The following is a 20817-nucleotide window of genomic DNA, read 5'->3' as shown; positions in this document are numbered from 1 at the left end:
GTATCGCGTCTCTCAACGCATTTACTCGATCGAGTGGCGAAGAGCTCCTGACCTGGGGTTCCTGCTCGGCCCGGTCGCCGGGCGGCTCAGTCGATGACCGTGTAGCCCGCCTCGCGCAGTGCCCGGCCGACCTCGGCGCAGTGCTCCCGCCCCTTGGTCTCCAGGTGCAGTTCGACCTCCGCCTCCGTGAGCCCGAGCCGTGGGTCGGTCCGTACGTGACTCACATCGAGGACGTTAGCGTCCACCACTGACAACACCCCGAGAAGCGTCGCGAGGGCCCCCGGCCGGTCCGTCAGCCGCAGCCGTACGGCCAGGTAGCGCCCCTGCGCCGCCATGCCGTGACGCAGGACGCGCTGCATCAGCAGGGGGTCGACGTTCCCGCCGGACAGCACCGCCACCACCGGGCCCTCGAAGGCTCCCGGCTCGCTCAGCAGCGCCGCGACGGGGCTCGCACCGGCCGGTTCGACGACCAGCTTGGCCCGCTCCAGGCACAGCAGCAACGCGGTGGACAGGGCGTCCTCGGAGACCGTGCGGACCTCGTCGACCAGCTCGCGGACAATCTCGAACGGCACGTCGCCGGGCCGCCCGACCTTGATGCCGTCGGCCATGGTCGCCGGGTGCTCGACCGACACCGGGCGCCCGGCCGCCAGCGAGGGCGGGTACGCCGCCGCACCCTCCGCCTGCACACCCACGATCCGTACGTCCGGCCGCAGCGCCTTCACCGCGATCGCGATGCCGGCCGCCAGGCCACCCCCGCCGATGCCGACGACGACGGTGCGCACCTCCGGGCACTGCTCGAGGATCTCCAGTCCGACCGTGCCCTGGCCCGCGATGATGTCCGGGTGGTCGAAGGGGTGGATGAACACCGCGCCGGTCTCGGCCGCGTACGCCTGCGCGGCGGCCAGCGTCTCGTCGACCACCTGCCCGTGCAGGCGCACCTCGGCGCCGTACTCGCGGGTGGCGCTGATCTTCGGCAGCGGGGCGCCCTTCGGCATGAACACCGTCGCCCGCACGCCGAGCAGCGAGGACGCCAGCGCGACGCCCTGCGCGTGGTTGCCGGCGCTCGCCGCCACCACCCCGGCGGCCCGCTCCTCGGGCAGCAGCCCGGCGATCCGGACGTAGGCGCCGCGCAGCTTGAACGAACCCGTGCGCTGAAGGTTCTCGCACTTGAAGTGCACCGGCGCGCCCACCAGCTGGGACAGATGCCTGCTGCCCTCCATCGCCGTCACCCGCGCCACGCCCGAGAGCATCTTCTGGGCGCCCCGCACGTCGTCGAGGGTCACGGGCCGAAAGGAGTCAGCCGTGCTGTAGCTCATGACTCAAGCATCGCAGTTCACAGGCGCGCACGGTCGCTGTGACCAACGTCCGAGACTGGTTTGTGCAGCGCCGGTACGGCTTGCCCCCCGGCCGCGTACTCTGTCCCCCATTCCAGCCAGCCCCCCTTCATGAAGTGAGCCTCCGGCCATGCCCACAACACCTGAAATGTCGATGGACATGACGACCGTCGGTGACACCGGTCTCCTCGACACGCTGCAGCACGAGGTGGCGGTCTTCGCCCGCCGTGCCGAACAGACCCGGCTCGGCGGCGTCGGGCAGGTGCGCAACTCCATGGACCGCGCCGCATACCTGCTGCTCAACCGCCTCGACAAGGAAGGCCCCATGGGCGTCAAGGCGCTCGCGGCGAGCATGGGCATCGACTCCTCGACGGTCACCCGGCAGGTGGCTCCGCTCGTGGACACCGGGCTCGTCAAGCGCACCTCGCACCCCGAGGACGGGCGGGCGGTGGTGCTCCAGCTGTCCCCGCGCGGCCAGTCACGGCTGGAGGAAGTGCGCTCCTCGAGGCGTCAGTTGATGGCCGAGCTGACACACGACTGGGCGCCGGAGGAGCGAGAGGCGTTCTGCACGCTCCTGACGCGCTTCAACACCGCTCTCTCCTCCCGGATGTCGGCCCAGGGGGTGCCTGCGCCGGAGGCGTCGTCGGCCTCGTAGCCGCCGTCGGCAGGCGCGCCCGCCCTGTTCGGTACGCCCGCGTGCCGCGCAGCTCTTGACCGAAAGGCCACCCCTGGCCTCAGATGAGACCGGGCCCCGTCGTACGCGGTTGTGCACCCCGTACGCGGCCGGGTCCGTTCGGTCAGGGTCGCGTCAGGGCGGGAGGCGCGGTGCGACAGCGGCAGGTGTTCCAAGGTGCCCGCCGGGCCCGGGAGTTCGAGGCGTTCGTCGCGGGCGCGGCAGGGCGGCTGCTGCATGCCGCCACGCTGCTCACTGCGGAGGCCCCCGACGACAACCCGCGCGCGCGGCGCCTGCTGACGCTGGCCCTCGCGCACACGTACGCGTGCTGGGACCGGCTGCGCGGGGAGGACCCGTACGACCGCGCCCGCCAGTACCTGGCGAGCCGCTTCGCGCGCGCGGCATGGCACCAGTACGGCGGTTTCGGGCGGGGCCGCCCGCATCCCGGCAGTCCGCTGGCCCTGCTGGCGCCGCAGGAGCGTCTGATCCTGGTCCTCAGGCTGTACGAGGGGGTCGGCGAGGAGCAGACGGCGGCGCTGCTCGGCCTGCCGACGGATCGCGTCCGCGCGATCTGCGACCGGGCCACGGCGACGTTGCTGCATCCGCCGCGCAGCCCGGCACCGGCGGTCGGCGGGGCGAAGGTGGCGCCGTCATGAGGCGCGCCGGCAAAGGGGGACGCGCATGAACCGGGCCGAGCGCGAGGCCGCAGCACGACGGATCATGGAGCAGGTGCCGCCGCCGGTGCCGCCGGACCTGTACGGGGAGGTCGTGCGCCGCGGTGCCCGCAGCCTGCGCCGCAGGACGCTCGCGCGCCGTCTGATGTGGCTGCTGCTGTGCGCCGCGGGTGTGGCGTTCCTCGTGTGGGCGATGATGGCCCGTCCGTGGGTGGAGCCGCCCTCGCAGACGACTCCCCCGTACACGGGCTGGTGAGCGGGCGGGTCGGCTAGCCGAGCGCCTGCTGCAGGTCCTCCAGGAGGTCGTCGACGTTCTCGATGCCGACGGAGAGGCGTACGAGATCGGCGGGCACCTCCAGCGCCGAGCCCGCCACGGACGCGTGGGTCATCCGCCCGGGGTGCTCGATCAGCGACTCGACGCCGCCCAGGGACTCGCCGAGCGTGAAGATCTTGGCGCGGTTGCAGACCTCGACGGCCGCCTCCTCGCCGCCCTCGACCCGGAAGGAGACCATGCCGCCGAAGGACCGCATCTGCTTGGCGGCGACCTCGTGACCGGGGTGGTCGGGCAGGCCCGGGTAGAGAACGCGCGTCACGCGTGCGTGCCGGGTGAGCATGTCGGCGACCTTGCCGGCGTTCTCGCTGTGCCGGTCCATGCGCACGGACAGCGTCTTCGCGCCGCGCAGCACCAGCCAGGAGTCGAAGGGGCCGGCGACCGCGCCCATCGCGTTCTGGTGGTACGCGAGCTCCTCGCCGAGCGCCTCGTCGGCGACGACCAGCGCACCGCCGACGACGTCGGAGTGGCCGCCCATGTACTTGGTCAGCGAGTGCACGACGACGTCCGCGCCGAGCGCCAGCGGCTGCTGCAGGTACGGCGTGGCGAAGGTGTTGTCGACGACGAGCTTCGCGCCCGCGTCCCGGGCGATCTGCGCGACCGCGGCGATGTCGGTGATGCCGAGCAGCGGGTTGGAGGGGGTCTCCACCCACACGGCCTTGGTCTTCGGGGTGATGGCGGCCCGTACGGAGGACGGATCGCTGGTGTCGGCGACCGACCACTCCACCCCCCACCGGGCGACGACCTTCGCGAACAGACGGAACGTGCCGCCGTACGCGTCATTGGGGATGACCACGTGGTCGCCGGGGCTGAGCAGCGTACGCAACAGGCAGTCCTCGGCCGCCAGTCCGGACGCGAACGCGAGGCCGCGACGGCCGCCCTCGAGGGCTGCGAGGTTCTCTTCCAGGGCGGTCCTGGTGGGGTTGGCGCTGCGGCTGTACTCGTAGCCGCCGCGCAGACCGCCGACGCCGTCCTGCTTGTAGGTCGAGACCTGGTAGATCGGCGGGACGACCGCGCCGGTCAGGGGATCGGCGGTGTTGCCCGCGTGGATCGCGAGGGTCTCGAAGTGCTGACTGATGTGCCTGTCGCTCATGGGCACCGAGGGTAGTGCGCTTGCGGCGCGCGCGCCGGACGGCGAGGCGAGGGAGGCCGTACTGCCGGGTTTTCCCTCGGTTCCGGCTCCGGGCTCGGGGAGTTTTCCACAGGTCGCCGACCGGGTTCGCCAATTGTCACCGGCGTCTGGAACGCTTGAGCCATGGAATTTCTCTGGGTCCTGATCGCCGCCGTCATGCTGGGCTTCGTGCTGCTCCCCGTGCTGCGGCGCAGGCGGGGCATGATCGAGCAGGTCCCGGCCGGTCATCCGGACGCCGCCGACCCCGCGAACTACGGATTCGTGCGGGAGGAGGAGCTGGACGTCCGCATGCCCGGCCCCGACCAGGACCTGCTCGACGTCCTGGACCTGGTGCAGCGCACGCAGGACCACCGCGCGGCCTCCCAGCTGCTGGCGGGCACGGAGGCGGCGGGCGAGCTGCGCTGGCAGCGTGTGCAGGCCTTCGCCGGCGCCGCGTCGCTGGAGCTGCAGCAGCGGCCCGGCGGGGTCAGCGAGACCCCGGGCGGTCAATGGCTCAGGGTGTGGCGGGCCGAGCAGCCCAAGGACGCGGGCGGCGCCGCGGTGCACGCGGAGTTCCTGGTCCAGCAGGCGTGGCGGACGTCGGCGCCGGGCACGGACGAGTTCCGGATCATCATGGAGGAGGCGAGGGCGGCGTGCGGCGATGCGGCGCTGCTCGCCCCCGGTGACCCGGTCCCGTACATCATCGAGCTGTCGGTGGCCCGCGGGCTGGCCTACTCGCGGCCGGAGTTCGAGCAGCTCTGGCTGCGGATCCTGGACCGCGCCCCGACCCACATGGGCGCGCACCTGGCCGCCCTGCACTACTGGTGCGAGAAGTGGCACGGCTCGCGCGAGCTGGCGTACTCCTTCGCGGAGGCGGCGGCCGCGCGGGCGCCGCAGGGCTCACTCCTCGCCGCGATGCCGCTGTTCGCGGTCTTCGAGCACCTGCCCGAGGTGAACCTGGTCAGCAGCTTCTACCAGAGCGAGACCGTGACGAAGGCGATCCACGGGGCGCTGCACGCCGTCCACTCGGCCCGTCCCGACGACCCGATGCTCGCGCACGTGCGCCACCTGCTGGTCTTCTTCCTGGTGCGTGCGGAGCGCTGGGCGGAGGCCATGAACCAGCTCATACACATCGACGGCCATGTCGGCGCGCTCCCCTGGACCCTGTCCGCCGACCCGGCAGCCGAGTTCGCGGTCTACCGGGCGCTGGCGGTGGCGGGCTACGAGGCGAACGGCGGCAGCCCGGCGACGCTGCCGCACTGAGCGGGCGACGGGGTGGTCAGCCCTCCGTGCGGGCGGGCAGCCGCCATCCCGGGCGGGGGAAGTGGCAGGTGTAGCCGTCCGGGTAACGCTGCAGGTAGTCCTGGTGCTCGGGCTCGGCCTCCCAGAAGGGGCCGACCGGCTCCACCTCGGTGACGACCTTGCCCGGCCACAGGCCGGAGGCGTCCACGTCCGCGATCGTCTCCTCGGCGATCCGCTTCTGCTCGTCGTCCACGTAGTAGATCGCCGAGCGGTAGCTGAGGCCGATGTCGTTGCCCTGGCGGTTCTTGGTGCTCGGGTCGTGGATCTGGAAGAAGAACTCCAGGAGCGCGCGGTAGTCGGTCTGCTCGGGGTCGAAGAGGATCTCGATGGCCTCCGCGTGCGTGCCGTGGTTGCGGTACGTCGCGTTCGGCACGTCACCCCCGGTGTATCCCACCCGGGTCGCCGTCACACCCGGAAGCCGGCGGATCAGCTCTTCCATCCCCCAGAAGCATCCGCCCGCCAGCACGGCCCTCTGCGTCTGCGCAGCCATTGCAGTCCTCCCATATCGGTCAGCTCGGTCACTCGGGCGACGCTGCTCGCGCACCATCGGCATCCCGTGCCCACCCCCCTCAACGCGCGAGGGTCCCAGGCGATTCCGGGGCGCTCCTCGGCGGGAAAACCGGTCGCCGCGCGGGGCGGCGGTCCCCCACGCTGATGCCATGGAAGATCCACAGCGCGCAATCCGTGCGGTCCACGCAGAGTCCACGGTCACCGTCTACCAGGCCTACCCACCGGAAATCGGCGGGCCCGCGGTCCGCGAGGGACGTTTCCCGGCCGCGTGGAAGCGGGACCGGATGACCTGGATCAAGCCGTCGTTCCTGTGGATGATGTACCGCTGTGGCTGGGGCGCCAAGGCGGGGCAGGAGACCGTGCTCGCCGTCGAGATCAGCCGGGGCGGCTTCGAGTGGGCGTTGCGGCATGCGTGTCTGTCGAGCTACGAACCCCGGGTGCATGCCGACCGTGCCGCCTGGCAGCGTGCGTTGAAGAGGGCGCCGGCTCGGGTGCAGTGGGATCCCGAGCGGGATCTGCGGCTGCGGCCGCTGCCGTACCGGTCGCTGCAGCTCGGTCTCTCCGGTGAGGCCGTACGACGCTATGCGGACGAGTGGACGGTCGCCATCAGTGATGTGACCCCGCTGGCCCGGCAGATACATGCGTACGTGGGCAGCGGCGACCTCGACTCGGCGGCCCGGCTGCTTCCGCAGGAGCGCCCCTACCCTGCGGCGGAGGAACTCCTGGCCCATCTGCGTCCGTCGGCGGGACAGCGGACGGCCGCAAATTCGGTTGCCGCGGCGCGTGCCGATGCGGGCTAATGCCACCCATGGCTGACATCCAGGGCTCGTACGACGGTCTGTTCACCGCGGTGCCCAATCGGCTGGCGGAGATGCTGGACGCCGGGGACGCGGGCGGATCGGTGGCCGTCTTCGTGGACGGCGAGCCGGTGGTGGACGTGTGGGGCGGGTTCGCCGACGCCGAGCGCACCGTGCCGTGGGAGCGGGACACGATCGTGGGCGTCTTCTCCGTCACCAAGACCATGACGGCGCTGTGCGCGCTCGTCCTGGCCGACCGTGGCGAACTCGACCTGGACGCACCCGTGGCCCGGTACTGGCCGGAGTTCGCCGCGGCGGGCAAGGAGCGGGTGCTGGTGCGGCACCTGCTCTCGCACACCGCCGGTCTGCCCGACTGGGACGGGCCGGTCGAGGAGATCTACGACTGGCCGTCCGCCACGGCACGGCTCGTCGCGCAGGCCCCGCAGTGGGAGCCGGGCAGCGCGGCCGGGTACCACTCGCTCACCCAGGGGTTCCTCGTGGGCGAGGTGGTGTGGCGGATCAGCGGGCGGAGCGTGGGCGAGTTCTTCGCTCAGGAGATCGCCGGGCCGCTGGGGGCCGACTTCCACATCGGGCTGGCCGCCGAGCACGACCGGCGCGTCGCGCTCACGGTGCCGCCGCCGGGACGGGACGAGGAGTACACCGCGAGCGCGCCCGGCAGGGGCTCGACGCCCGCCGCCGGGACCGCCATCAGGGTCCGCGACGGCAACAGCGTGGCCTGGCGCCGTGCGCAGATCCCCGCGGCGAGCGGATTCGGCAACGCCCGGTCGGTCGCGCTCGTGCAGTCGGCGATGGCCTGCGGAGGGACGCTGCGGGGAGTGCGGCTGCTGTCGCGGGCGGGGTGCGATCGCGCCTGGGAGGAGCAGTTCAGCGGCGACGACCGGGTGCTGGGCATGCCGGTGCGCTGGGGCCTGGGCTACGGACTCTTCGGCAACACCTACGGGTGGGGCGGCTGGGGCGGGTCGATGGTGATGATCGAACCCGAGGCCCGGATGGTGGTGGCGTACGTGACGAACCAGATGCGCGAACCCGCCGACGACAACCGGGGGTTGGAGATCGTCATGTCCGCCTACGACGGTCTCGTGGGACTGCGGGCCTGACAGGCGGACGGGGAGAGAGTGGGAGCACAGATGGGCAGCCGTGGCAGTCGTACGTTCCTGATCGGGGGCGGCTGGGACGCGACGGCCGCGCACGCCGTCTACGGGCCGTTCCTGCGCGCGGCCACGGGGCCGCGCATCGGCTGTGTCGTGCTCGACGAGGGGGACGGCAGCGAGCAGTTCGGCCGGTACGACGCCGTGCTGCGGAAGGTCGCCGACTGCAGCCCCGTACCGCTGCTGGTGCCGCTCGGCGGGGAGTTCACCGCGGACCGCCTCAAGGATCTGGACGGGCTGGTGGTCTGTGGCGGACTGACGCCCGCGTATCAGGACGCGTTCGCCGGGTGCCTGGACCAACTGCGGTCCGCTCTCGCCGAGTTCGGCATCCCGTACGCCGGTTTCTCCGCCGGGGCGGCCCTCGCCGCGCCGCACGCCCTCGTCGGAGGGTGGCTCGACGACGGCGTACCCGTGTGCCACGAGGACACCGCAGAGGACCTGGAGGAGATCGAAGTGCGGCCCGGGCTCGGGCTGGTGCACTTCTCCGTGGAGGTGCACGCGGCACAGTGGGGAACGCTGCCGCGCATGATCGCCGCGGTCGCACGGCACGGACTCCCGCACGGCGTCGCGATCGACGAGAACACGGTCGTGGAGGTCGGCGCGGACGCACGCGCCCGGGTCTCGGGGCTCGGACGCGCGCACTCCGTGCAACCGTCCGCCGACGGGAGCGTTCTCGTACGGTCCTACGGAGCCGGCGAGTTCCTTCCCTCCGAGTGAACCGGCAGGTCAACTCCCGCTGCCGTACGGCCTGGTGATGATCTCCAGGTTGTGGCCGTTGGGGTCGTCGAAGTACGCGCCCCGCCCGCCGTCGTTGTGGTTGATCTCGCCGCGGCGGTGGTGGTACGGGTCCGCCCAGTAGGTCAGCCCGGCGTCCTGGATACGGCCGAAGATGGTGTCGAAGTCGTCCTCGGACACCAGGAACGCGTAATGCTGGGGCGTGATCTCGCCGTCCGTCTCCATGTAGTCGAGGGTCACGCCGTTCGGGATCTGGACGGGGATGAAGGGGCCGAACGGCGGACTGGGCTCCAGCCCCAGGATGTCGGCGAGGAACCGGGCCGACGCCTTCTTGTCGTGGGCGGCGACGATGGTGTGGTTCAGCTGCACGTTCATCGTGTGGGCCTCCTCACGCCCAAGATACTCCGAAGGGCGGACAAGGTAAGGCTCGCCTCAGAACGGCGTCGGGGGACCGCACACGAGGGGCCCCGGCGTCACCTTCGCCGGGGCCCCACCTGTCAGACGAGTCAGATCGTCGCGATGTCGATCACGAAGCGGTAGCGGACGTCGCTCGCCACCACCCGCTCGTACGCCTCGTTGATCTGGTCCGCGCTGATCACCTCGATCTCGGCGCCGAAGCCGTGCTCGGCGCAGAAGTCGAGCATCTCCTGGGTCTCGGCGATACCGCCGATCATGGAGCCGGCGAGGGTCTTGCGGCCGCCGATCACCGAGAAGAGGTTGAGGGCGATCGGCTCCTCGGGGGCGCCGACGTTCACCAGCGCGCCGTCCCGCTTCAGCAGCGACAGGAACGCACCGAAGTCGAGCGGGGCCGAGACCGTGGAGAGGATCAGGTCGAAGGAGCCCTGCAGGTCCTTGAAGGTCTGCTCGTCGCTGGTCGCGTAGTAGTGGTCGGCGCCCAGCTTCAGGCCGTCGTCCTTCTTGCGCAGGGACTGGGAGAGGACCGTGACCTCGGCGCCGAGCGCGTGGGCGATCTTGACACCCATGTGGCCGAGGCCACCCATGCCGAGGATCGCGACCTTCTTGCCGGGGCCGGCGTTCCAGTGCTTCAGCGGGGAGTAGGTGGTGATGCCGGCGCACAGCAGCGGCGCGGCCACGTCCAGCGACAGGGCGTCGGGGATGCGGACGACGAAGTTCTCGTCGACGACGACCTTCTCCGCGTAGCCGCCGTAGGTGGGCTCACCGTCCTTGCCGATGGAGTTGTACGTGCCGACGTTGCCGCCGGTGCAGTACTGCTCCTCGCCGGCCTTGCAGCTCTCGCACTCCCGGCAGGAGTCGACCAGGCAGCCGACGCCCACGCGGTCGCCGACCCGGTACTTGGTGACGCCGGCGCCGACCTCGGAGACGATGCCCGCGATCTCGTGACCCGGGACCATCGGGAAGATCGCCTCGCCCCAGCCCTCCCGCGCCTGGTGGATGTCGGAGTGGCAGATACCGGCGAACTTGATGTCGATCAGGACGTCGAACTCGCCGACCTCGCGGCGCTCGATGGTGGTGCGCTCCAGCGGAGCCTTCGCGGCGGGGACGGCGTAAGCGGCAACAGTGGTCATGCCGAGGGGTCTCCTAGCAGTGGTTACGCGCCCGGCTGCCTTCTGACCGGGCATGTCGCCCAGCATGCCGGACCGGACGGACTTCACCCAGGCCACGCTTCTGCATACGTCCGCTGTGCCTACCACTGGCGGGGTCAGGATGGTGTGCGTACGACAGTGAATACTTGAGGCATGGACGAACAGCCCCATCCCGTACCCGAGCCCGCGGGGGCACTGGACCGGCGTGCCGAGCTCAGCGAGTTCCTGCGCACCCGGCGCGCCCGGCTGAAGCCGGGGGACGTGGGGCTGCCGGATTTCGGCCGGCACCGGCGGGTGCCCGGGCTGCGCCGGGAGGAGCTGGCGCAGCTGGCGGGTGTCTCGGTGGCGTACTACACGCGCCTCGAACAGGGCAACGGGCGGAACGTGTCGGCGGAGGTGCTCGACGCCATCGCGCGGGCGCTGCGGCTGTCGGACGCAGAGCACAACCACCTCACGCATCTCGCGAAGCCGAAGCAGCACAAGAAGAAGCCGGCGGCGCGGTCGCAGCAGGTGCGGGGCGCGCTGCGGCAGCTGCTGGACACGATGGACTCGGTGCCTGCGTACATCGGAGGCCGCTACTCGGACATTCTCGCCTGGAACCCGATGGCCGCGGCCGTCTTCGGCGACTGGGGGGAGCTGGCGCCGCAGGAGCGGAACTGGGCCCGGCTGGTGTTCCTGAATCCCGCGTACCGCGAGCTGTTCGTGGCGTGGGAGGAGAAGGCGTCCGACGTCGTCGCCCTGCTGCGCATGCAGGCGGGCTGCTATCCGGACGATCCGCGGCTGTCCGCCCTGGTCGGCGAACTCTCCGTCAAGAGCGAGGAGTTCAGGCGGCTGTGGGCCACGCACGACGTCAAGGAGAAGAGCCACGGCGTCAAACACCTGCACCACCCGCTGGTCGGCGACCTGATGCTGAACTACGAGTCGTTCCCCGTCACCGACGGCAGCGATCAGGCCCTGGTCGTCTACCACGCCGAACCCGGCTCGCCCTCGGCGGAAGCGCTGCGGTTGCTGGCCAGTTGGGGTGCGGATGCCACTCGGGCGGGGCAGTCGGCGCCGTCGGCCTGAGGCGCGCCCGGCGGTTGGCGCGCCGGACGGGCTGAGCGTTCACGCCTGGTACGGCAGCACGGCTCCCCACGTCCACCGCGGCACCGGCTGCTCCGTCGGCGGCTTTGCGTCCGGGCTCGAGAAATGGACGGCGAGGCGTGTCCCCCACTCCACATACGCCAAGAACGCCGACCTGAACTCGGCGTCCGTCGGGAGGCCGGCCTCGTCCGCCGCGTCCTGGATGAGGTTGACCCAGCGGCGGCGCTGTGGCTCGGTGATGTGTTTGCCGAGGTGCTTGGCGACCATGTGGCCGTGGCCGCCCTGGGTGAGGGAGTAGGTGGCGGGGCCGCCGAAGACCTCGCCGAGCCAGAGGGCGACGTGTTCGGCGTGGTCGGCGGCCAGGTCGGCGAAGAGCGGGGCGAGGAGGTCGTCCTTCAGGACCTTGTCGTAGAAGACCGACGTCAGACGGGTGAAGGCGGCGGCGCCCCCGGCCCAGTCGTACAGCGTCGGCACCGACGAGCCCGTGCCGCGTACCGTCGTCGGCTTGTAGTGACGCATCTCCTCGATGTTGCCGACGTACGGGCGGATCTGAGCGAGGAAGTCGGGGAACAGGTCCGAGCTGCGGAAGCCCTCCACATGGTCCTCGGTCGACGTCCAGGTGATGCGCAGGACGTAGTGCTCGAAGTCCTCCTCGCAGCGCGCGAGTTCGTAGTCCACGCACTGCGGTGCCGCCGCCAGTTGGGCCGCGGCCCGTGTGTAGGCGGCGAGGAACTCCGCCGAGCGGTCTTCCGGGATGCGGTAGCGGATGTACTCGACGGTCTGTGTGGTCATGCGCCCACGGAAACACGGACCGCCCGCCGGAAGCTTTACTTCCGGCGGGCGGTTCGCTCAGCGCTCAGCGAACCTGCGGCTCACTTGGCGAACCTCAATGGAGAAGAGAGAGGCAAGAGACGGCCTCCCCGCCTGTTCCGCGTGTTACGCGCCCGCGTTCTCCTTGACGGTGAGCTTGCCCTTGCGGATCGTCGCCAGCCGCGGGGCCTTCTTCGCGATCGCGGAGTCGTGGGTGACCATGATGAAGGTCAGCCCTAGCTCCTTCCACATGCGCTCCAGCACCTCCATGATCTCGTCGCGCATCGACTCGTCGAGATTTCCGGTGGGTTCGTCGGCGAGCAGCACCTTCGGCTGCTTGACGAGTGCTCTGGCTATGGCGACGCGCTGCTGCTGTCCTCCGGACATCTCGCCGGGCAGGTGTCCGAGCCGCTCGCCGAGACCGACCGAGGTCAGCGCCTCGGCGGCCCGCTCGCGCCGCTCCTTCACCTTCACCCCGAGGGGTACGAGAGCGGTTTCGACGTTCTCCTGGGCGGTGAGGGTGGGGATGAGGTTGAAGGACTGGAAGACGAAGCCGATGTTCTCGCTGCGGACGTCTGTGAGCCTGGCCTCGGAGAGCCTGGCCAGGTCGGTGCCGTCGAGGACGACTTCGCCGGAGGTGGGGCGGTCGAGACCGCCGAGCATCTGGAGGAGGGTGGACTTGCCGCCGCCCGTGGGGCCCTGGATGACCAGGCGGTCGCCGTCGGCGATGGAGAGGTCGACTGCGTCGAGGGCGTGGATGGTGTCCTTGCCTCGGGTGTAGCGCTTGGTGAGGTTTCTCAGCTCATACATGAGGTGACTCCTGGGTGGGGTTCGGGGGTGGTGCGTGTCGTTGTTCGGCTGCGGGTGGGTGGGGGCTGATCGCGCCCACGCGGCGGAGCCGCAAATCGATACAGCCCCGCGCCCCTTCAGGGCGCGTAGCTGCGGGCAGTCGTGCCGCTGGGGCGGCTCCCGGCCCAAAGGGAGCGGCACCCCGCACGCGCGGGCTGAGCGCACCGCCCTCCCCCCAGCCGCAGCCGGCGTCGGCTACTCGACGCGCCTCAGCGCATCCGCCGGGCGCAACCGCGACGCCCGCCAGCCTCCGAAGGCACCGGCGATCAGACCGCCGGCCACCGCAAGTACCACCGCCAGCACGATCGTCGTCACGCTCACCGGCGCCGTCAGCGCAACCTCCAGCGTCCTCGCCGCCCGCCGCCCGGGCCCGCCGAAGCCGCCCCCGGGGCCACCACCCCCCAACTGCGCCTGCAGCGTGGGGCTGACGCTGGTGACGACGTACGCCCCCGCCAGCCCCAGCGCGATCCCCAGCGCACCGCCCAACAGCCCGTTGACCATGGCTTCGCCGACGACCTGCCGGGTCACCCGCCCCGACGTCCACCCCAGCGCCTTCAGCGTGCCGAACTCCCGCACCCGCCGCGAAACGGCAGCGGACGTCAGCAGCCCCGCCACCAGGAACGCAGCCACCAGCACGGCGATCGACAGCCACTTGCCGACATTCGTGGCGAGGGACGAGGCCGTGGACAGCGACCCGGACACCGTCTTCGCAAGGTCGGTGGACGTCGTGACCGTCGTACCCGAGACGTTCTTCTGGATGGTCGACTTGACGGAGTCGATCTGCTGGGAGTCGGTCGCCTTGACGTAGACCGTCGTGATCTTGTTCTTCTCGCCGGCCAGCGTCTGCGCCTGCTGCAGCGGGATGTACAGGTTGGCCGCCGCGTCCGCGCTGTCCGCGGTGGCGATGCCGATCACCGTGAACTTGACGTTCTTGATGGTGACGGTCGAACCGACCTTGTACTTCTTCTCCTTGGCGTACGCGGAGTCCGCCACGGCGACCTTGGCGTCGGTCTCGGTCGTCTTGAAGGTACGGCCGCTGGTGATCTTCGACGAGGTCAGCGGGCCGAGCGCGGTCTTGGTGACGTCGGTGCCGTACACCGTGTACTGGTTGATGTCGAAGTTGGCGCCCCCGCCCCGCACCTCGCCCTGGGGCTGCCCGGTGCCGCCGCCCGCGCCACGGCCGCCCTGGCCGCCCGCGGCGTTCTGGTTCTGCTGGAACTGCCCGCGGGTGAACTGGCCGTCGACCTTCACCACGTTGAGGCTCAGCCCGCCCACCGCGGACGAGACGCCCTTCTGGTCCCCGACCTTGCTGACGGTCGAGGCGGCCAGGGTCGTGAAGCCCTGCACGATGACCCGGTCGCTGCTCTGCGTCGAGTCGTCGCCGTTGCCCCGCGCGTCGAACTGGAAGCGCGGACGCTGGGAGTTGCCCGCCGTCGGCGTGGCCGCCTTGGTGACCGTCATGTCCGTGCCCAGCCCGTACAGCGACTGGAGGACCTTGTCCTGCGCCCTGCCCATGCCCGACGACACGGAGCTGACCACGATGACGAGCGCGATGCCGAGGGCAAGACCGGAGGCGACGACGAGGGCCGCCTTTCTGCGGCGGCGCAGTTCGCGCCTCAGGTAGGTGAAGAACATGCGCCGCAAACTAGGGACGCCCCGTGATGACTCGATAAGGCCCGAATAAAAGATGGATGAGAAGGCCGTGCAGGGGCCCGGAAACACCGAAGCCGCCCCTGGGGGCGGCTTCGGAAAGCTGTGAACCGACAGGAGGTCAGATGGCCGAACCGGCCTTCCAGTCCGCCCAGCTCAGGTTCCAGCCGTTGAGGCCGTTGTCCGGCTGGACGGTCTTGTCGCCCGTGTTGGAGATGACCACGACGTCACCGACGATCGAGTGGCTGTACATCCAGTAGCCCGGCGTGCTGGTGTCGTTGGCGCCCTTGGTGTCCGAGAGGCCCACGCAGCCGTGGCTGGTGTTCACCGAGCCGAAGATGGACTTCGCGCCCCAGTAGTTGCCGTGCAGGAAGGTGCCGGAGTTGGTGAGGCGGATGGCGTGCGGCACGTCCTTGATGTCGTACTCGGCCTTGCCGTCGTTGTCCGTGAAGCCGACGGTCGTGCCGTTCATGCGCGTCTGCTTGTACTTCTCGGACATCACCATGACGCCGTTGTACGTCGTGTGCTCGGGCGATCCGGCCGAGATCGGGATGGTCTTGATGACCTTGCCGTCCTGCGTGACCTTCATCTGCTTGGTCTTGGCGTCGACGTACGAGACCTGGTTGCGGCCGATGTGGAAGGTGACCGTCTTCTGCTGCACACCGTAGACACCGGAGGCGCCCTGGACACCGTCGAGCGCGAGCTTCAGCGTGACGGTGGAGTTCTCCTTCCAGTAGTTCTCGGGGCGGAAGTCGAGACGGTTGGCGCCGAACCAGTGTCCGACGACCTCCTGGCCGCTGCTGGAGGAGACCGTGATGCCCTTCTGGACCGCGGCCTTGTTGGTGATCGCCTTGTCGAAGTTGATCGACACCGGCATGCCCACGCCGACGGTGCTGCCGTTGTCCGGAGTGAAGGTGCCTATGAAGCTGTTGGCCGGGGCGACCGTGGTGAACGAGGCGTTCTCGTGGGCGACGCGACCGGCGGAGTCCTTCGCCACCGCCGCGACCTTGTAGGTGGTCGAGCGCTCCAGCTGGGCGCTCGGCTTCCAGCTGGTCCTGTCGGCGGAGAGCGTGCCGGCGACGGCGGTGCCGCTCTCGGTCGTCATGGTCACGTTCGTGAGCGTGCCCTTGCTGACGGTGACGGCCGCGGAGTTGTTGATGGAGGCGTTGTCGGAGCCGTCCTTCGGCGTGATCTTGATGTCCGCCTCGGACGCCTTCTGGGCCGCCGCCTCGTCGGCCTTGGCCTGCGAGGTGTCCTTGCCCTTGCTGCCGGAGGCGTCGCCGCCGCCACCGCCGGAACAGGCCGAGAGCACCAGAACCCCGCCGAGCAGTGCGGACGCGACCGTCAGGCCCCTGCGCCGCTTACTGTTCGTCATCACACGCTTCTCCATTGTCGCCGTATCCCCAAAAAGCCCCGAGAGTCCCCGTCAACGAACTTCAACGCTACGGCCGGTTCGTCCCGTTCCACATATCCCGCAGGTGTGGGGCACACCACGTCGGAGACGAAGAAAACCCCGGACGGCAATTGCCACCCGGGGTCACGCTTGCCCAAGCCGCTCAGGAGACGCCGTCGGCCCCCTCGTCTTCGTCGTCTTCGTCCACATCATCCTCGTCCAGGTCCCAGTCCGGCGAATCGGGGTCGTAGTCGATGGGCTCGCTCGACCAGGAGGCCTGCGCGAGGTCGACCCCCGGCACCTCGCTCACCAGGTCGAACGGGTCGACGAGAGAGGCGAGGGCCTCCGCCGTGTCTTCCGTCACAGCACCCTCGGCGTGCGCCCGCTCGTCGGCCGGCATGTCGGTGTCGGCGGCGAGGCGCCGCAGCGCCGCCTTGGTCAGTTCGCCGGGGTCCTCGATTTCGAGGACGAGTTCCACTCGAAGGCGGACAAAACGTGATGTCTCTTCAGCGTTCATGCCCGGAGCGTAAGGCCCGGGGCTCCCGTGACTTTCCTGTGACCCGCGCCTTTCACTAACATCGCCCCACACGGCCAATTCGCCAGCGCCACAAGGGGATCGATATTCCGTGTCATCCGCTCGACGTCCGTTGCTGACCGCCACCGCCGCAGGCACCGTCCTGTGCGCCCTGTGGTTCGTTCCCTCCGCCAAGGCGACCGGGGAAGAACCGGCGGGAAGAGCGTCGTCGGCGGCCCCGGCCTCGCAGGTCACAGCGCAGGCGCGGGCCGTGTCGGAGACCACGGACAGCTCCGGCGCCCAGGCCCAACTCGCCGACACGGGAAGCCCCGACACCACTCCCTACGTCATCGGCGGCACCGTCTTCCTCGGGATCGGCGCCGGATTCGTGGCGTATTCGGTGCGCCGGGAGCGCCTCGGTTTTTGAATTCGCTTGACGTTTCCTTGACGCGACCTTCATAGTCCGCCCATGAAGAGATCATCGAGGGTGCGTGCGGGCGCCACGGCTGCCGTGAGCGTGCTGTCGCTCGCCCTCATCACGGGTTGCGGCGGGAATGCGGACGACTCCAAGGGCTCCGGCTCCAAGGACCCGTCCTCCTCGTCGACTGCGGCCGCTAAGGCGCTCAGCGCGGCCGAGCTGAAGAAGCTCATCATCAGCGGGGCGGACCTCGACGGCTACGACGTCAAGTCCGCGGACACCGGCGGCAAGTTCGCCGCCTCCAAGGACCAGGTGAAGGTGGCCGACGCCAGGTGCGCACCGCTCGCCTACGTCCTCACCGGGTTCGCGCCGGGCGACACGAGCGCGTACGTCAACCGGATGGCCACGGAGAAGACCGACAAGCCCACACCGACGGGCACCTCGGACAAGGACCTCGACGCCGCGATGAACGGCCTCCAGGACGTCCTGGAGTCCAAGTTGACGATCGTCTCGCTGTCCTCGTACGACGGCGGGGGCGCCCACGACACGATGAAGTCGGTGTCGGACGCGGTGAGCGGCTGCGCGAACGGCTTCACGGTCTCCGCCAAGGGCCAGGACACGCAGAAGTTCACCAAGGTCGCCGAGGAGAAGTCCTCCGGCAGCGGTGACGAGTCGGTGGCGTTCGCCGTGACCGGCAAGGCCGACGGCGACACGACGACGGTGCACGCCGAGGTGGTGCGGCACGGCTCCACGGTCGCCACCTACTACTCGATCAGCCTGGCGGCCCTGGCCGGCAAGCAGGACAAGTACGGTGTCCCCGCCGAGATCGTCAAGGCACAGGCGGCCAAGCTCGCCCAGAGCTGACATGCGGGAGGGCCGCCGCCGGGGGGAGACAGCGGCGGCCCTCGTACCGACAAGAGCGGTCAGGCGAGCGGTCCCGTCACACTCTCGACCGCGGCGACCAGATGCCCCTCGCGCACGAACGCGTCCGCGGCGGCGAGGTCGGGCGCCAGGAACCGGTCCGGGCCGGGGCCCTGGACCCCCGCCGCGCGTGCGGCCGCGATGGCGGCCTGCGAGGCGGGCGCCGGGGCCAGGCCCTCACGCAGTTCGATCGCGCGGGTGGCGGCGTACAGCTCGATGGCGACCACGCGCGTGAGGTTGTCGACGGCCGTACGCAGCTTGCGGGCGGCTGACCAGCCCATGGAGACGTGGTCCTCCTGCATGGCGGAGGAGGGGATCGAGTCCGCGGACGCCGGTACCGCCAGCCGCTTCATCTCGCTGACCAGCGCGGCCTGCGTGTACTGGGCGATCATCAGCCCCGAGTCGACACCCGCGTCGTCGGCCAGGAACGGCGGCAGGCCGTGGCTGCGGTTCTTGTCGAGCAGCCGGTCGGTGCGCCGCTCGGCGATCGACGCGAGGTCCGCGGCGGCGATGGCCAGGAAGTCCAGGACGTACGCCACCGGCGCGCCGTGGAAGTTGCCGTTGGACTCGACGCGCCCGTCGGGCAGGACGACCGGGTTGTCCACGGCCGACGCCAGCTCGCGCTCGGCGACCAGCCGGGCGTGCGCCATGGTGTCCCGTCCGGCGCCGGCGACCTGCGGGGCGCAGCGCACCGAGTAGGCGTCCTGGACGCGCGGCGCGTCGTCCTGGTGGTGCCCGGTGAGCTCCGAACCCTTCAGTACGGCCAGCATGTTGGCGGCGGAGGCTCCCTGACCCGGGTGCGGACGGATGGCGTGCAGCTCGGGGGCGAGCACCTTGTCGGTCCCGAGCAGCGCCTCCAGCGACAGGGCGGCCGTGATGTCGGCGGACTTGTAGAGGGCTTCCAGGTCGGCGAGGGCCATGACCAGCATGCCGAGCATGCCGTCGGTGCCGTTGAGAAGGGCGAGGCCCTCCTTCTCCCGCAGTTCGACGGGGGCGATCCCGTGCTCTGCAAGGAGCTCACCGGCGGGGCGGACGGCTCCGTCCGGTCCTTCCGCCTCCCCCTCGCCCATGAGCGTGAGGGCGCAGTGGGACAGCGGCGCGAGGTCGCCGGAGCAGCCGAGGGAGCCGTACTCGTGGACGACCGGGGTGATCCCGGCGTTGAGCACCTCGGCCATGGTCTGCGCGACCTCCGGCCGCACGCCCGTGTGCCCCGAGCAGACCGTCTTGAGCCGCAGGAACATCAGGGCCCGTACGACTTCCCGCTCCACCCGCGGACCGAGGCCCGCGGCGTGCGAGCGGACGATGTTGCGCTGCAGCTGAGCGCGGAGTTCCGGGCTGATGTGCCGGGTCGCCAGGGCGCCGAAGCCGGTGCTGACGCCGTAGACGGGCTCGGGCTTGGCCGCCAGCGCATCCACGATCTCCCGGGCGGCGGCGAGGGCCGCCACCGCCTCCGCGGAAAGCTCGACCCGGGCACCGCCGCGCGCCACGGCAAGAACGTCGGACGCGGTCACCCCGGACGTCCCCACCACCACAGTGTGCATATCCATATTCAGGAGCGTACGCAGTGAAGACGAAGATGTCACTACCGGGTCGCCACTGGACCCCTTACACACCGGTCACCTCTCGGCCCCCGGTCGGTGTCGTTGTCTTTCAGCCCGTCATGGGGGTCCCCCGCTCGAGCGAAGCCGAGAGCGGGGGAGTTCGAGGACGAGTCCGTTCAGGCCGACCGGGGGTCTGGGGGCGGAGCCCCCGGCACGTCCCCCCGGGCCCCCCGGAACCGCCGCCGCTCCGCAGGACCCTGCGGCGGCGGCTCGTCGGCCAACCGCACCACCGGATCGTCGGGCCCCGCCCGCCCAGCCACCACCGGCGCAACCGCGCGGAGCGCCTTCGCCCGGTACTGGGCCGCGTCCGCCAGCCGGAACAGCCGCCGGGCCGACCGCACGGGCCCGATGGGATCCTCGGTGGAAGCGACCCCGCAGGCGACCCCGTCGCCGAGCTCCAACTCGGCGGCGCGGCGACAGAGTTCGTCGGCCGCCTTGACGGCCTCGTCGGCGGACGGGCCGACGGAGAGCAGACAGAACTCGTCACCGCCGAGGCGGGCGGCGAGCGTACCGGGGAGCATCGCACCGCACAGAGAGAGGACGGAGCCGAAGCGCTCCAGGAGGCGGTCGCCCACGGCGTGCCCCTGGGTGTCGTTGACGCGCTTGAGGCCATTGAGGTCGCAGACGACGAGGCTGACGACCGTGCCGTCCGCGCGGTGCCGCTCGACGGCCTCGTCCAGCTTCGCATCGACGGCGCGGCGGTTGGCGAGACCGGTGAGGGCGTCGGTGTAGGCGAGCCGCCTCACCTCCTCCAGCCGCTCCGCCTGGGCGATCCCGGCGGCGACGACGGCGGCCAGCACGGTCGCGAAGTCGGCGTCGCCCCGGTCGAAGACGGGAGCACCGGCAGGGCGGGCCACGTAGAGCTCGCCCCACGCGCGCCCGTGCAGCACGATCGGGGCGACCACACAGCACCCGCGGCCCCGGCGGCGCAGGGCGGCGACCCGCTGGTGGAGGTATCCGGGGCGGCCGCCCGGCGCGGGCCCCTGCGCCGTCTCGACCCAGGCGTCGGGCTCGCCGCCGCCGGCCCACCGCTCGTGCAGGAACTCGGTGATCTCGGGGAACTGGTGCACGGGGTACGACTCGTCCTCCGGGAACTCCTCCTCCCCCTCGGCCCGCTCCCCCACGTTCGCGAGGACCCGCAGCCGGCCGAGCTCCCGCTCCCACACCGACAGGGCGGCAAAGCTCCCGCCGAGCGCACGGCACCCCCCGGCCGCCGCCGCCCGCCACGCCTCGCGCGAGCCGTGGGCCGCGGCCATGCCCTGCGCCAGCGCGACGACTGCTGCGAGCCGTTTGTCCTCACCCATTACTCCAGGTTAGGGAGGTTTCTATTGGTTTGTTCTCCTGATACGGCGGTGGGGTGACCGGTACTGGGGGCTC

General features: G+C 70.7%; 22 protein-coding genes. 10 read left to right on the top strand and 12 right to left on the bottom strand.

Annotated features, from left to right (window positions below):
* Positions 1-86: 86 nt before the first annotated feature.
* A complete protein-coding gene (gene ilvA / locus ACWCRD_RS11710) occupies positions 87-1316 on the bottom strand; it encodes a threonine ammonia-lyase (protein ID WP_450965666.1) in 1230 nt (409 codons plus the stop codon).
* 166 nt (positions 1317-1482) lie between these two features.
* On the opposite strand from ilvA, the gene ACWCRD_RS11705 reads away from it, so the two are divergent.
* From ACWCRD_RS11705 to ACWCRD_RS11695, 3 genes are all read left to right on the top strand, one after another.
* Positions 1483-1989 (top strand): MarR family winged helix-turn-helix transcriptional regulator, encoded by a 507-nt coding sequence (locus ACWCRD_RS11705; protein ID WP_450965837.1) that lies wholly within the window; start codon positions 1483-1485, stop codon positions 1987-1989.
* Positions 1990-2159: 170 nt separating this feature from the next.
* On the top strand, positions 2160-2663 hold the full coding sequence (locus ACWCRD_RS11700) for a sigma factor-like helix-turn-helix DNA-binding protein (RefSeq protein WP_450965665.1): 504 nt from the start codon (positions 2160-2162) through the stop codon (positions 2661-2663).
* Positions 2664-2688: 25 nt separating this feature from the next.
* On the top strand, positions 2689-2937 hold the full coding sequence (locus ACWCRD_RS11695) for a hypothetical protein (RefSeq protein WP_365836306.1): 249 nt from the start codon (positions 2689-2691) through the stop codon (positions 2935-2937).
* A gap of 13 nt (positions 2938-2950) precedes the next feature.
* Here ACWCRD_RS11695 and ACWCRD_RS11690 read toward each other — a convergent pair whose 3' ends face one another.
* Positions 2951-4105, bottom strand: a complete 1155-nt coding sequence (locus ACWCRD_RS11690; protein WP_450965664.1) for a cystathionine gamma-synthase — start codon at positions 4103-4105, stop codon at positions 2951-2953.
* 162 nt (positions 4106-4267) lie between these two features.
* On the opposite strand from ACWCRD_RS11690, the gene ACWCRD_RS11685 reads away from it, so the two are divergent.
* Entirely contained in the window at positions 4268-5386 is a 1119-nt protein-coding gene (locus tag ACWCRD_RS11685) for a hypothetical protein (protein WP_450965663.1), read from the top strand.
* 16 nt (positions 5387-5402) lie between these two features.
* Here ACWCRD_RS11685 and msrA read toward each other — a convergent pair whose 3' ends face one another.
* Positions 5403-5915 carry a peptide-methionine (S)-S-oxide reductase MsrA gene (msrA, locus tag ACWCRD_RS11680; RefSeq protein ID WP_344404417.1) on the bottom strand — a complete coding sequence of 171 codons (513 nt, stop codon included), beginning with the start codon at positions 5913-5915 and terminating at the stop codon, positions 5403-5405.
* A 169-nt stretch (positions 5916-6084) separates the two neighbouring features.
* Between msrA and ACWCRD_RS11675 the strand changes: the two genes are divergently transcribed.
* Genes ACWCRD_RS11675 through ACWCRD_RS11665 form a run of 3 tightly spaced genes read left to right on the top strand, consistent with a single transcriptional unit; the run spans position 6085 to position 8618 of the window.
* Positions 6085-6735 carry a DUF4291 domain-containing protein gene (locus ACWCRD_RS11675; protein WP_450965662.1) on the top strand — a complete coding sequence of 217 codons (651 nt, stop codon included), beginning with the start codon at positions 6085-6087 and terminating at the stop codon, positions 6733-6735.
* A gap of 8 nt (positions 6736-6743) precedes the next feature.
* Positions 6744-7850 (top strand): serine hydrolase domain-containing protein, encoded by a 1107-nt coding sequence (locus tag ACWCRD_RS11670; protein WP_450965661.1) that lies wholly within the window; start codon positions 6744-6746, stop codon positions 7848-7850.
* Positions 7851-7880: 30 nt separating this feature from the next.
* Positions 7881-8618 (top strand): hypothetical protein, encoded by a 738-nt coding sequence (locus tag ACWCRD_RS11665; protein ID WP_450965660.1) that lies wholly within the window; start codon positions 7881-7883, stop codon positions 8616-8618.
* A 9-nt stretch (positions 8619-8627) separates the two neighbouring features.
* Here the strand turns inward: ACWCRD_RS11665 and ACWCRD_RS11660 are convergent, their stop codons facing one another.
* Both ACWCRD_RS11660 and ACWCRD_RS11655 read right to left on the bottom strand, forming a co-directional pair.
* Complete coding sequence (locus ACWCRD_RS11660) at positions 8628-9011, bottom strand: VOC family protein (protein WP_450965659.1); 384 nt, start codon at positions 9009-9011, stop codon at positions 8628-8630.
* A gap of 131 nt (positions 9012-9142) precedes the next feature.
* Positions 9143-10183 carry an NAD(P)-dependent alcohol dehydrogenase gene (locus ACWCRD_RS11655; protein ID WP_450965658.1) on the bottom strand — a complete coding sequence of 347 codons (1041 nt, stop codon included), beginning with the start codon at positions 10181-10183 and terminating at the stop codon, positions 9143-9145.
* A 171-nt stretch (positions 10184-10354) separates the two neighbouring features.
* On the opposite strand from ACWCRD_RS11655, the gene ACWCRD_RS11650 reads away from it, so the two are divergent.
* The gene (locus tag ACWCRD_RS11650) at positions 10355-11266 is read left to right on the top strand and encodes a helix-turn-helix domain-containing protein (RefSeq protein ID WP_450965657.1); all 912 of its coding nucleotides are present in this window, start codon (positions 10355-10357) and stop codon (positions 11264-11266) included.
* A 39-nt stretch (positions 11267-11305) separates the two neighbouring features.
* On the opposite strand, the gene ACWCRD_RS11645 is transcribed toward ACWCRD_RS11650, so the two are convergent.
* From ACWCRD_RS11645 to ACWCRD_RS11625, 5 genes are all read right to left on the bottom strand, one after another.
* Entirely contained in the window at positions 11306-12076 is a 771-nt protein-coding gene (locus tag ACWCRD_RS11645; protein WP_450965656.1) for a globin domain-containing protein, read from the bottom strand.
* 144 nt (positions 12077-12220) lie between these two features.
* Positions 12221-12904 (bottom strand): ABC transporter ATP-binding protein, encoded by a 684-nt coding sequence (locus ACWCRD_RS11640; protein ID WP_450965655.1) that lies wholly within the window; start codon positions 12902-12904, stop codon positions 12221-12223.
* Positions 12905-13138: 234 nt separating this feature from the next.
* Entirely contained in the window at positions 13139-14578 is a 1440-nt protein-coding gene (locus tag ACWCRD_RS11635) for an ABC transporter permease (protein WP_450965654.1), read from the bottom strand.
* 136 nt (positions 14579-14714) lie between these two features.
* Positions 14715-15983: a L,D-transpeptidase gene (locus ACWCRD_RS11630; protein ID WP_450965653.1), complete on the bottom strand. Its 1269-nt coding sequence runs from the start codon at positions 15981-15983 to the stop codon at positions 14715-14717.
* A 166-nt stretch (positions 15984-16149) separates the two neighbouring features.
* On the bottom strand, positions 16150-16503 hold the full coding sequence (locus tag ACWCRD_RS11625) for a hypothetical protein (RefSeq protein ID WP_450965652.1): 354 nt from the start codon (positions 16501-16503) through the stop codon (positions 16150-16152).
* Between the two features lie 109 nt (positions 16504-16612).
* Here ACWCRD_RS11625 and ACWCRD_RS11620 point away from each other — a divergent pair, with 109 nt between their 5' ends.
* Together ACWCRD_RS11620 and ACWCRD_RS11615 are read left to right on the top strand one after the other, a co-directional pair.
* Positions 16613-16927, top strand: a complete 315-nt coding sequence (locus tag ACWCRD_RS11620; protein ID WP_450965651.1) for a hypothetical protein — start codon at positions 16613-16615, stop codon at positions 16925-16927.
* Between the two features lie 42 nt (positions 16928-16969).
* Positions 16970-17782 (top strand): hypothetical protein, encoded by an 813-nt coding sequence (locus ACWCRD_RS11615; RefSeq protein WP_450965650.1) that lies wholly within the window; start codon positions 16970-16972, stop codon positions 17780-17782.
* 59 nt (positions 17783-17841) lie between these two features.
* Here the strand turns inward: ACWCRD_RS11615 and hutH are convergent, their stop codons facing one another.
* Together hutH and ACWCRD_RS11605 are read right to left on the bottom strand one after the other, a co-directional pair.
* A complete protein-coding gene (gene hutH / locus ACWCRD_RS11610) occupies positions 17842-19380 on the bottom strand; it encodes a histidine ammonia-lyase (protein ID WP_450965836.1) in 1539 nt (512 codons plus the stop codon).
* A 176-nt stretch (positions 19381-19556) separates the two neighbouring features.
* Positions 19557-20744, bottom strand: coding sequence for a diguanylate cyclase domain-containing protein (locus tag ACWCRD_RS11605; protein ID WP_450965649.1), 1188 nt, complete (start codon positions 20742-20744; stop codon positions 19557-19559).
* Between the last annotated feature and the right edge of the window lie 73 nt (positions 20745-20817).

The sequence above is a fragment of the Streptomyces sp. NPDC002092 genome (assembly GCF_053593775.1).
The sequence above is the reverse complement of the archived record's forward strand: the minus strand, read 5'-3'. Positions and strand labels throughout refer to the sequence as shown.